The sequence below is a fragment of the uncultured Sphingomonas sp. genome, from assembly GCF_964250165.1.
Classification (GTDB): Bacteria; Pseudomonadota; Alphaproteobacteria; order Sphingomonadales; family Sphingomonadaceae; genus Sphingomonas.
In genome coordinates this window covers 1-9,802 of record NZ_CAXUEK010000089.1, presented here as the reverse complement: position 1 = coordinate 9,802, position 9,802 = coordinate 1, and the positions used below count along the sequence as shown (strand labels likewise).

At 72.1% G+C, this 9,802-nt stretch carries 13 protein-coding genes, 1 tRNA gene and 1 pseudogene; 12 read left to right on the top strand and 3 right to left on the bottom strand.

Translation table 11 applies throughout. From position 1 onward, the window contains the following. On the top strand, nucleotides 1-219 hold a 219-nt coding region (locus tag ACFE64_RS13785), incomplete at its 5' end, for a chorismate-binding protein (protein WP_375393034.1). Nucleotides 220-241: 22 nt separating this feature from the next. On the opposite strand, the gene ACFE64_RS13780 is transcribed toward ACFE64_RS13785, so the two are convergent. Both ACFE64_RS13780 and ACFE64_RS13775 read right to left on the bottom strand, forming a co-directional pair. Then, nucleotides 242-712: a hypothetical protein gene (locus ACFE64_RS13780; protein ID WP_375393033.1), complete on the bottom strand. Its 471-nt coding sequence runs from the start codon at nucleotides 710-712 to the stop codon at nucleotides 242-244. Nucleotides 713-763: 51 nt separating this feature from the next. Then, nucleotides 764-1,291 (bottom strand): vgr related protein, encoded by a 528-nt coding sequence (locus ACFE64_RS13775; protein WP_375393032.1) that lies wholly within the window; start codon nucleotides 1,289-1,291, stop codon nucleotides 764-766. Between the two features lie 87 nt (nucleotides 1,292-1,378). Here ACFE64_RS13775 and ACFE64_RS13770 point away from each other — a divergent pair, with 87 nt between their 5' ends. The 5 genes from ACFE64_RS13770 to ACFE64_RS13750 all read left to right on the top strand — a co-directional run bounded on the left by ACFE64_RS13770 (nucleotide 1,379) and on the right by ACFE64_RS13750 (nucleotide 4,446). Beyond that, nucleotides 1,379-1,963, top strand: a complete 585-nt coding sequence (locus ACFE64_RS13770) for an anthranilate synthase component II (protein WP_375393031.1) — start codon at nucleotides 1,379-1,381, stop codon at nucleotides 1,961-1,963. Nucleotides 1,964-2,108: 145 nt separating this feature from the next. Continuing rightward, entirely contained in the window at nucleotides 2,109-3,104 is a 996-nt protein-coding gene (trpD, locus tag ACFE64_RS13765; RefSeq protein WP_375393030.1) for an anthranilate phosphoribosyltransferase, read from the top strand. Continuing rightward, the gene (gene trpC, locus ACFE64_RS13760; RefSeq protein WP_375393029.1) at nucleotides 3,101-3,868 is read left to right on the top strand and encodes an indole-3-glycerol phosphate synthase TrpC; all 768 of its coding nucleotides are present in this window, start codon (nucleotides 3,101-3,103) and stop codon (nucleotides 3,866-3,868) included. Before trpD ends, trpC begins: the two co-directional genes overlap by 4 nt. Further along, nucleotides 3,861-4,328 carry a cyclic pyranopterin monophosphate synthase MoaC gene (gene moaC / locus ACFE64_RS13755; protein ID WP_375393028.1) on the top strand — a complete coding sequence of 156 codons (468 nt, stop codon included), beginning with the start codon at nucleotides 3,861-3,863 and terminating at the stop codon, nucleotides 4,326-4,328. Before trpC ends, moaC begins: the two co-directional genes overlap by 8 nt. A gap of 45 nt (nucleotides 4,329-4,373) precedes the next feature. Further along, a tRNA-Thr gene (locus ACFE64_RS13750) sits at nucleotides 4,374-4,446 on the top strand. 3 nt (nucleotides 4,447-4,449) lie between these two features. On the opposite strand, the gene ACFE64_RS13745 is transcribed toward ACFE64_RS13750, so the two are convergent. Continuing rightward, nucleotides 4,450-4,641 (bottom strand): hypothetical protein, encoded by a 192-nt coding sequence (locus ACFE64_RS13745; RefSeq protein WP_375393027.1) that lies wholly within the window; start codon nucleotides 4,639-4,641, stop codon nucleotides 4,450-4,452. A gap of 90 nt (nucleotides 4,642-4,731) precedes the next feature. Here ACFE64_RS13745 and ACFE64_RS13740 point away from each other — a divergent pair, with 90 nt between their 5' ends. The 6 genes and pseudogenes from ACFE64_RS13740 to ACFE64_RS13715 all read left to right on the top strand — a co-directional run. Beyond that, entirely contained in the window at nucleotides 4,732-5,427 is a 696-nt protein-coding gene (locus ACFE64_RS13740) for an endonuclease/exonuclease/phosphatase family protein (protein WP_375393026.1), read from the top strand. After that, entirely contained in the window at nucleotides 5,427-7,664 is a 2,238-nt protein-coding gene (locus tag ACFE64_RS13735; RefSeq protein WP_375393025.1) for a patatin-like protein, read from the top strand. The genes ACFE64_RS13740 and ACFE64_RS13735 overlap by 1 nt, the downstream gene beginning before the upstream one ends. 47 nt (nucleotides 7,665-7,711) lie before the next feature. Beyond that, on the top strand, nucleotides 7,712-8,026 hold the full coding sequence (locus ACFE64_RS13730) for a hypothetical protein (protein ID WP_375393024.1): 315 nt from the start codon (nucleotides 7,712-7,714) through the stop codon (nucleotides 8,024-8,026). Next, the gene (pyrF, locus tag ACFE64_RS13725) at nucleotides 8,023-8,697 is read left to right on the top strand and encodes an orotidine-5'-phosphate decarboxylase (RefSeq protein WP_375393023.1); all 675 of its coding nucleotides are present in this window, start codon (nucleotides 8,023-8,025) and stop codon (nucleotides 8,695-8,697) included. Before ACFE64_RS13730 ends, pyrF begins: the two co-directional genes overlap by 4 nt. 70 nt (nucleotides 8,698-8,767) lie before the next feature. Beyond that, entirely contained in the window at nucleotides 8,768-9,403 is a 636-nt protein-coding gene (locus ACFE64_RS13720; RefSeq protein ID WP_375393022.1) for a phosphoribosylanthranilate isomerase, read from the top strand. A 22-nt stretch (nucleotides 9,404-9,425) separates the two neighbouring features. Beyond that, nucleotides 9,426-9,802 (top strand): annotated as a pseudogene (locus ACFE64_RS13715) (tryptophan synthase subunit beta); the annotation flags it as partial.

The window sequence follows — 9,802 nt, the reverse complement described above, 5'->3', positions numbered from 1 at the left end:
GTCGGCTATTTCTCGCCGGACGGATCGATGGACAGCTGCATCGTGCTGCGCACCGCCGTGGTGAAGGACGGGACCATCCACGTCCAGGCCGGGGCCGGCATCGTCGCCGACAGCGTGCCCGAGGCCGAGCAGCGCGAATGTGAGGCGAAGTCCGGCGCGATGCTCGCCGCCGCCCGCGACGCCGTGGCGCGGGCGGGCGAGCCCGGCTGGGGACAATAGCCCAGCGTCGGGCGGGAAAACGCTATTGCGGCGTGTTCCCGCCGGCGTCGCTGCCGCTGACCGACGCGCTGCCGGTCGCCGAATCCGAGCCGGTGTCGGTCGAAGCGCGTGCAGCGGCGTTCCGCGCGCGGCGGTCCGCCGCCCACTGGCTCGCCGCCTGCTGCGCGCATCCGGTCTGGCCGCCGGTGCCTACGACGGAGCACGTATTCGGCAAACCACCCGCCTCCCGGCTGACCTGATCGACGGTCGCGGCGCGATTGACCCAGCTCTGGTTCTGCGGAGCGGCGGCGGCGCCCTCGTCGCGCAGCGCCGCCGGAATGCGGTACGGCTCGGCGATCGTCCGGCAGACGACCACCTCGTCGCGCCCTGCGACGGGACATTTCTGTCCCTTCATGATCTCCAGGCTGCGGATGCGCTTGGGCGGAGTCCCCGTCTGCGCCGCGGCAAGCGAGGGGGCGAGGACCAACGTGGCGGCGAGCGCGATGCGCAGCATGGGCGACTCCTTGTTCGGCAGGATAACGCGCCGGCTTTGCCTTCGCTCCGCTTAACCCGGCAGGAACGGGATCACCGCGCGATAGTCGCTCTCCGCACCGCTTCCGCGCCAGGGCGACTGGCCCTGCGAGCACCGAAACCAGTCCTCGACGATGGCCGCCTGCTGCTCGATGCCGTAGCGCCGGAGGGGCCGCGCCGGATCGAGCGCGCCGTAGCGATAGGTGCGCTCCCACAGCCCGCGCAGGATCACGGGCACGCCGGTCTGGTGCTGCCAGACATGCGTCAGCTCGTGGATCAGCCATGCCATGCTGCGCCAGTCGGCGGCGAAGTCGTCGAGGCAATCGCCGCGCCGGAGATGGACCGCGCCGAGCGGGGTTACCGCCATGCCCCGAGGCTGAAACGGCGTGAACGGCCGGGCGTGGATGCGCACCCGATCCCAGGCGATCGCCTCGCCGAACACGCCCCGCGCCGCCGCCAGTTCGCCCGGTGTCAGCGCCCGCCCGGGCGGGCGCCGCCGCCACAGCAGCCAGAGGACGAAAGCGGCGATGCTCGCCAGCCAAACCCACGCGGCGATAGGCATGGCCGGCCTTTACGCGAGTCACCGTCGCCCGTCATCCCGGCCTTGAGCCGGGGTGACGGCGGCGGGCCGACCCCGTAAGGCGCGGCCATGATCCTCGTCATCGACAATTACGACAGCTTCACCTGGAACCTGGTGCATTACCTCCAGGAACTGGGCGCGGCGGTAGAGGTGGTGCGCAACGACGCCATCTCGGCGGGCCAGGCGTTGTCGTCCGGCGCGGAGGCCTTCCTGATCTCGCCGGGGCCCAGGACGCCCGACGACGCCGGCGTCACGCTCGATCTCGTCGCCGCCTGCGCCGACGCCTGCCGGCCGCTGCTCGGCGTGTGCCTCGGCCATCAGGCGATCGGCCAGCATTTCGGCGGCCGCGTCGAGCGCGGCGGGCTGATGCACGGCAAGACCTCGCCCGTGCTCCACGACGGCACCGGACTGTTCGAGGGCCTGCCCTCGCCCTTCGCCGCGACGCGCTACCATTCGCTGATCGTCAACGCCGTGCCCGCGGCGCTGGTGGTCAATGCCCGCGCCGAGGACGGGACGGTGATGGGCTTCCGCCACGCCACGCTGCCGATCCACGGCGTGCAGTTCCACCCGGAAAGCATCGCCACCGAGCATGGCCACGCCCTGCTCGCCAACTTCCTGCAGCTGGCGAGCGTAACAGTAGGGGCATTCGCGTGATCCTCCCCGTTTACGGGGAGGGGGACGGCTCGCCGCAGGCGAGTAGTGGAGGGGGCTTCGTCAAGTGCCCTCCCCTCAGCTCACCACCCCCTCCAGCATGCCGCTTCGCGCCTTGGTTCCGCTCACCGCGAGCGGGGAGGATCACGTGACGACCCTCACCGCCCTCCCCGGCACCGCCTCGCCCCTCTCGCGCGAGACCGCCGCGGCGGCGTTCGCCGACATCCTCGACGGTCGCGCCACCGAAGACGCGATCGCCACCTTCCTCATCGGGCTCACCGAACGCGGTGAGACGTCGATCGAGATCGCCGAGGCGGCGCGCGCGTTGCGCCAGCGGCTGCTCCCGATCGCCGCACCGCCGGGCGCGATCGACGTCTGCGGCACCGGCGGCGACGGCCACCACACGCTCAACGTCTCCACCGCCGTCGCGCTGGTCGTCGCCGCCGCGGGCGTGCCGGTCGCCAAGCACGGCAACCGTGCCGCCTCGTCCAAGGCGGGCGCCGCCGATACGCTGGAGGCGCTCGGCCTCGACATGGCGCGCGCCGGCGCGCTCGCCGAGGAGACGCTGCACGAACTCGGCATCTGCTTCCTGTTCGCCGCCAACCACCATCCCGCGATGCGGCGCATCCAGCCGATCCGGCAGCGGCTGGGCCGGCGCACCATCTTCAACCTGATGGGGCCGCTCGCCAATCCGGCGCATGTCACGCGCCAGCTGCTCGGCATCGCCCGGCCCGATTACGCGCCCGTCTTCGCCGAGGCGCTGGCGGCGCTCGGCACCGAGGCGGCGCTGGTCGTCTCGGGCGAGGAGGGGCTGGACGAGCTCTCCACCGCCGGCCCCAGCCGGGTGCTGGCGGTCGGCTGCGTCGATCTGCCCGAGCGGATCGCGCCCGAAGACGCGGGCCTGCCGCGGCATCCGCTGAGCGCCCTGCGGGGCGGCGATCCCGCCTTCAACGCGCTCGCGCTGCGCCGCCTGCTCGCGGGCGAACCGGGCGCGTATCGGGACGCCGTGCTGCTCAACGCCGCCGCCGCGCTGGTACTCGACGACGCGGCGGGCGACCTCCGCGCGGGCGTGGCGCACGCCGCCGGGGCGATCGATACCGGCGCCGCCGCCGACCTGCTCGACCGCTGGATCGCCTGGGCGTGAGCGATCGTCTCGCCGAGATCCTCGCGGCCACCCGGGCCGAGGTCGCGCGGCGCAAGGTCATGGACCTGCCCGCCCCGCCCGATACGCCCCGCGGCTTCCACGCCGCGCTCCGGGCAACGGTCGCGCAGGGCTTCGCGCTGATCGCGGAGGTAAAAAAGGCTAGCCCGTCCAAGGGCCTGATCCGCGCCGATTTCGCGCCCGCCGACCACGCCCGCGCCTATGCCGCCGGCGGCGCAGCCTGCCTGTCGGTGCTGACCGACGAACCATTCTTCCAGGGCAGCCTGGCGGACCTGGCCGAGGCGCGCGCGGCAGTAGGGCTCCCCGTGCTGCGCAAGGACTTCATGGTCGATCCCTGGCAGGTGGCCGAGGCGCGGGCCTGGGGCGCCGACGCCATCCTCCTGATCGTCGCTGCGCTGGACGACGCAGCGCTCGCCGAGATCGAGGCGGCGGCGCTGGAGGCCGGCATGGACGTGCTCGTCGAGGTCCATGACGCGGCCGAGCTGGACCGCGCGCTGCGCCTCCGCTCGCGCCTGCTCGGCGTCAACAACCGCGACCTGCGCACCTTCGTCACCGATCCCGCCCGCGCCTGGGCGCTCGCCGCACGCGTGCCGGCCGGCTACACGATCGTCTCGGAAAGCGGCATCGCCACGCACGCCGATCTGCAGGCCGCCGCCGCGCATGGCATCCGCACCTTCCTCGTCGGCGAGTCGCTCATGCGGCAGGATGATGTCGAGAACGCCACACGGACGCTGCTGCATGGCTGATCTTACCCACCTCGATGCGCATGGCGCCGCCCGCATGGTCGACGTCGCCGCGAAGCCCGTCACCGCGCGCGAGGCGACCGCGACCGGCCGCATCACCCTGTCCACTGAGGCGCTCGCCGCGGTGCGCGACGGCGCGGCCAAGAAGGGCGACGTGCTCGCCGTCGCCCGCATCGCCGGGATCATGGCCGCCAAGCGCACCAGCGAGTTGATCCCGCTCTGCCATCCGCTGCCGCTCACCCGCGTCAGTCTTGACCTTACGCTTGGCGAAAGCGCGATCACCGCCACCGCCACCTGCGCCACGGACGGCAAGACGGGCGTCGAAATGGAGGCGCTGACCGCCGTGACGGTCGCGCTGCTCACCATCTACGACATGGCGAAGGCGCTCGACCGCGGCATGACGATCCACGGCGTCGGCCTGCTCGCCAAGAGCGGCGGCACGTCGGGCGACTGGCGGGCATAGGCCGGTCTGGACCTCGCCCGCGCCTTGGCGCATGGGACGCGCCGCGCCGGTTTAGCTCAGCTGGTAGAGCAGCGGTTTTGTAAACCGAAGGTCGCGGGTTCGATTCCTGCAACCGGCACCGTCATTCGCCGCCCTGCACCTCTAGGTCGTCATCGGCAGTGCCGCCACCATCGCCGTTGATCTCGCCATCGCCATCTTCGTCGACCATCGCGGGTTGTTCGGGCGGGGTGATGCCCGCCGCCTCGATCGGCTCGCCCGACGCGTCGACCGCGCCCACCGGCAGCTCGGCCGCGTCTTCCCGTGCATCGCTCATCGCCATTCTCCTCGCCTCGGCCAACGTCCCCGCCACCGCGCCGTTCCCGTGCAACCCCCCGCGCCGCGCCCGCGTTACGCCCCCGATACGATGTTCAAGGTCGCCAGCTACAACATGCACAAGGCGGTGGGGCTGGATCGCCGCCGCTCGCCCGAGCGCATTCTCGACGTGTTGCGCGAGATCGACGCCGACGTGATCGCGCTGCAGGAAGCGGACCGCCGTTTCGGCGCGCGCGAGGGTGTCCTGCCGCCGCATCTGCTCGACGAGCACAGTGACTGGAAGGCGATCGCGTTCGGCATGCGGGCCGCCTCGATGGGGTGGCACGGCAACGCCATCCTGGTGCGCAAGGCGGCGACGGTCGAATGGTGTCAGCCGATCCATCTGCCGTCACTGGAGCCGCGCGGTGCGGTGACGGCGGACGTGCGGTTCGATGGCGCGCCGCCGCTGCGCGTGGTCGGCATGCACCTCGACCTGTCCGGTCTGTGGCGGCGCCGGCAGGCGGCGGCGGTGATGGCGCATGTCGAGGCCGCGCCGGAGCCGCGCCCGGCCGTGCTGATGGGCGACCTCAACGAATGGAGCCAGGCCGCCGGCTGCCTGCGCGACTTCGCGCGCTGCTATCGGATTGCCGCCACCGGCCCCTCGTTCCACGCCAGTCGCCCCGTCGGCCGGCTCGACCGCATCATGACGTCGCCCGGGCTCAGGGTGGTCGATTGCGGCGTCCATGCGTCGCCGACGGCGCGGCGCGCCTCGGACCATCTGCCGATCTGGGCCGTGATCGACGGCTGATGCGCGAGAAGGAGCTGCGTCTCGCGCTGGTCTGCTACGGCGGCATCAGCCTGGCGGTGTACATGCACGGCATCACCAAGGAGGTGTGGCGGCTCGCCGCCGCCAGCCGCGCGATCCACGATAGCGCGGAGCCGCCGGCGGGCACCGCCGCGGTCTATCGCGCGCTGCTCGCCGAAATGGAGCAGGCGGGCGGGACGCGCATCCGCGTGCTGCCCGACATCATCGCCGGCGCTTCGGCAGGCGGGATCAACGGCATCTTCCTGGCGCAGGCGATCGCGACCGGGCAGAGCCTGGAGCCGCTGACCGAGCTGTGGCTCACGTCTGCCGATGTCGAACAGCTGATCTCGCCCGGCGCGGCGCCGTCGACGCGATTTTCGAAGATGTGGGCGCGCCCGCTCGCCTGGCTGGCCGGACGCGGCAAGGACAGGCTGCAGGAACTCGACCCGGCGACGCGCGACGAGGTGCGCGCCAAGCTCTCGCACCTGATCCGCTCCAAATGGTTCGAGCCGCCGTTCGATGGCCCGGCGTTCACCGGCCTCCTGCTCGATGCGCTGGACGCGATGGCGGCGGCCCCGCGCGGCCCGCGACTGCTGCCCGCCGGCCAGCCGCTCGACCTGTTCGTGACGGTGACCGACTTCAGCGGCCATCCCGAGCGCCTCCGGCTCAACTCGCCGCCCGAGGTGGTGGAGACCGAGCATCGCGTCGTGATCGGCTTCGGCGACGATGGGGTGGCGCGCGACACGCTGGCGCCGCGGCCGGAGCTGGCCTTCGCCGCCCGCGCGACCTCTTCCTTCCCCGGCGCCTTCCCGCCCTTCGGCGTAGGCGAGCTGGACGCGGTGCTGAAACGACGGCGGGTCGCCTGGCCCGGCCGCCGCGCTTTTCTGGCCCGAATCCTGCCGCGGCAGTCCGCCGCCAAGGCCGCCGAGCGCGCCGTGCTGATTGACGGCTCGGTGCTCGCCAACGCGCCGTTCCGGCCCGCCATCGAGGCGCTGCGCCAGCGCCCCGCCCGCCGTCAGGTCGACCGCCGCTTCGTCTATATCGATCCGAAACCGGGCATGAACTTTCGCCTCGCTGCCGGCGACGGCCCGCCGGGCTGGTTTCAGACGATCCTCGGCGCGCTGAGCGAACTGCCGCGCCAGCAGCCGATCCGCGACAATCTGGAGGCGCTCGCCGCCCGCTCGGCGCGTACCGAGCGACTGCTCGGCATCGTCGCGGCGATCCGTCCGACGGTGGAGGCCGAGGTGACGGCGCTGTTCGGCCGGACGCTGTTCCTCGACCGCCCGACCGCGGCCCGGCTGACGGCTTGGCGGCGCAAGGCGCACGAGCGCGCCGCCGCGGCGGCCGGCTACGCCCATGCCGCCTATCTCCAGCTCAAGGTCACCGGGGTGGTCGACCTGCTCGCCCGGCTGCTCGCCGAGGTCGACGGCCGCGCCGGCGAGGAGGCGATCGCGGCTGGGCTGCGCAGCCGTCTGCCCTTGCCCGGCGCCGACTGGGAGGCCAACGTCGCGTTCCTGCGCAGCTACGACCTGGGTTTCCGCATCCGTCGCCTGCGCCTGCTCGCGCGCCGGCTCGCCGAGCTGGAGGCGGCAGACGACGACGCCGCGCTCGCCCCCGTGCGCGAGGCGATCTACGCCTCGCTCGCTGCCTATGGTGAGCGCGAGCAGGGCGGCGCGCACGCTTTGCTCAAGCCGCTGCTGCGCGCGCGGCCGGACTGGCCCGGGCTGATGGATGCGCTGTTCGCGTCGCTCGGTCTGCCCGGGCTGGACGCAGACACCGATGCGCGACTCGCGGCCGCCTTCGCCGCCCTGCCGCGCCCGCTGCGGCGGCCGCTGCTGCTCGCCTATCTGGGCTTCCCTTGGTTCGACGTCGCGACGCTGCCGCTGTTGCAGGGCGAGGGACTGGACGAGTTCGACGCGATCAAGGTCGACCGCATCGCACCGGAAGATGCTGGCTCAATCCGCGCTGGCGGGGCGGAAGCGACGCTGAAGGGCATCCGCTTCAACAGCTTCGGCGCGTTCTTCAGCCGCGCCTATCGCGAGAACGACTATCTGTGGGGCCGCCTGCACGGTGCCGAGCGCTTGATCGACATCGTCGTCTCGACCAGCCCCAGGCGCCTGCGCCCCGGCCGTGTCGCCGCGATCAAGCGCCAGGCGTTCCTCGCCATCCTCGACGAGGAGGAGCCGCGGCTCGGCGCCGTCCAAGCGCTGATCGCCTCGCTGCGGCAGGAGATCGGGTAGGCGCCGGGCTGGCCTTCCCCGATCGAACGCGATACCTTCCTGTCCGCATGCAGTTTCTCAAATACCTGTTCTGGTGCCTGCTCGCGTTCCTCGCGGCGGTATTCTCCTTCGGCAACTGGTACTCGGTCGAGGTGCATCTGTGGGGCGGGCTGATCGCGCTGGTGAACCTGCCGTTTCTGCTGCTGGTCACGTTCCTGATCGGTTTGCTGCCGATGCTGGCCTATCACGTCACCGCGCGCTGGCGGCTGCGGCAGCGGCTGCTGACCGCGGAGCGGACGGTGGAGTCGCTGCGATTCGCCACCCAGCCGCCCGAGCCGCTGATACTGCCACCGCCCGCTTCCCCGCCGACCATCCAGCTATGAGCAGCCGCATCTTCGTCGCGCTCGACACGCCCGATCTCGACCGGGCGCAGGCGATCGCGAAGCGCGTGCGGCGTCATGTCGGGGGGCTGAAGCTCGGCCTGGAGTTCTTTGCCGCGCACGGCGCACACGGCGTCCGCACGATGGCGGACCTCGGCCTGCCGATCTTCCTCGACCTCAAGCTGCACGACATCCCCAACACCGTCGCCAAGGCGGTCCAGGCGCTGGCGCCGCTGGAACCCGCGATCTTCACCGTCCACGCCGCCGGCGGCCGCGCGATGCTGGAGGACGCCAAGGCCGCCGCGCCCCATGGGACCAAGGTGGTCGCCGTCACCATGCTGACCAGCCTCGACGCGCAGGACCTCGTCCAGACCGGCGTGCGCGGGACGGCGCACGACCAGGTCCTGCGCCTCGCCGAGCTGGCGCAAACGGCCGGCGTCGACGGCATCGTCTGCTCGGGCGAAGAGGTGGCCGCCGCCAAGGCGCGTTGGCCGTACGGCTTCTTCGTCGTCCCCGGCGTGCGACCCGCGGACGGCACGGTTGCGGACCAGAAGCGCGTCGTGACGCCGCGCGCGGCGCTCGACGCCGGGGCCTCGATCCTGGTCATCGGCCGACCGATCACCCAGGCCGACGATCCAGACGCCGCCGCGCGCGCGATCGCCGGGACGCTGTAGGCGGTTCACACCCTCTCGCGGGCATGCCCGCAGCCTCGCCATCGCCTGACGAAACGTTATAGCGGCGACCATGCCGGCCACCGCCAAGATCTGTGGCCTGTCCACGCCAGACACGCTCGACGCCGCGATCGCGGGCGGGGCGTCCCATCTTGGCTTCAACTTCTTCGCCAGCAGCCCGCGCCATGTCGCGCCTGACGCCGCCGCCTCGCTTGCCGCCCGAGCTCCCGCGCAGGTGGGCAAGGTCGCCGTGCTGGTCGATCCCGACGAAACGCTCGTCGCGCGCGTGATCGCCGCCGGGATGACCGCGCTCCAGCTCCACGGTGCCGAAAGCCCCGAGCGCGTCGCCGCGCTGCGCCGCCACGGGGTTGAGCTATGGAAGGTGATCCCGGTTCGCACCCGCGCCGATCTCGCCGATGCCGCTGCGTACCGCGGCGCGGCCGACCGCATCCTCTATGACGCCAAGACGCCGGCGGGTGCGGCGTTGCCCGGCGGCATGGGGCTGCGCTTCGACTGGTCGCTGCTCGACGGCTTCGCCCACCCGCTGCCCTGGGCGCTATCCGGCGGTCTCGACGCGGGCAACGTCGCGGAGGCGATTGCCCGGACGGGCGCGCGGCTGGTCGACGTCGCTTCCGGCGTCGAGCGCGCGCCCGGCATGAAGGACCCGGCGCTCATCGCCGCCTTCCTGAAGGCGGTGGCGGCAGCCTGACCGGAAGCGTAGAGGGCGGGCGATGAACGCTCCCAACTCCTTCCGCCAGCAGCCCGACTCCCGCGGGCATTTCGGCGATTTCGGCGGCCGCTACGTCGCCGAGACGCTGATGCCGCTCATCCTCTCGCTGGAACGCGAATATCGTGCCGCGCAGGCCGATCCCGCGTTCCGGGCCGAGTTCGACGATCTGCTGGAGCATTATGTCGGCCGTCCCTCGCCGCTCTACTACGCCGAGCGGCTGACCGCGGCACTGCGCGACGGTGCGCCGGCAGGCATGGGCGCGCAGATATGGTTCAAGCGCGACGAACTCAATCACACCGGCGCGCACAAGATCAACAACTGCATCGGCCAGATCCTGCTGGCGATCCGGATGGGCAAGACGCGGATCATCGCCGAGAC

Excerpts from the sequence above, each read along its gene's own strand:
- ACFE64_RS13775 (WP_375393032.1), bottom strand. The coding sequence starts at position 1,291 with ATGCCTATCGCCGCGTGGGTTTGGCTGGCGAGCATCGCCGCTTTCGTC.
- pyrF (WP_375393023.1), top strand. The coding sequence starts at position 8,023 with ATGAGCAGCCGCATCTTCGTCGCGCTCGACACGCCCGATCTCGACCGG.
- ACFE64_RS13730 (WP_375393024.1), top strand. The coding sequence starts at position 7,712 with ATGCAGTTTCTCAAATACCTGTTCTGGTGCCTGCTCGCGTTCCTCGCG.
- ACFE64_RS13740 (WP_375393026.1), top strand. The coding sequence starts at position 4,732 with ATGTTCAAGGTCGCCAGCTACAACATGCACAAGGCGGTGGGGCTGGAT.
- ACFE64_RS13780 (WP_375393033.1), bottom strand. The coding sequence starts at position 712 with ATGCTGCGCATCGCGCTCGCCGCCACGTTGGTCCTCGCCCCCTCGCTT.
- moaC (WP_375393028.1), top strand. The coding sequence starts at position 3,861 with ATGGCTGATCTTACCCACCTCGATGCGCATGGCGCCGCCCGCATGGTC.
- ACFE64_RS13745 (WP_375393027.1), bottom strand. The coding sequence starts at position 4,641 with ATGAGCGATGCACGGGAAGACGCGGCCGAGCTGCCGGTGGGCGCGGTC.
- ACFE64_RS13720 (WP_375393022.1), top strand. The coding sequence starts at position 8,768 with ATGCCGGCCACCGCCAAGATCTGTGGCCTGTCCACGCCAGACACGCTC.
- ACFE64_RS13735 (WP_375393025.1), top strand. The coding sequence starts at position 5,427 with ATGCGCGAGAAGGAGCTGCGTCTCGCGCTGGTCTGCTACGGCGGCATC.
- ACFE64_RS13770 (WP_375393031.1), top strand. The coding sequence starts at position 1,379 with ATGATCCTCGTCATCGACAATTACGACAGCTTCACCTGGAACCTGGTG.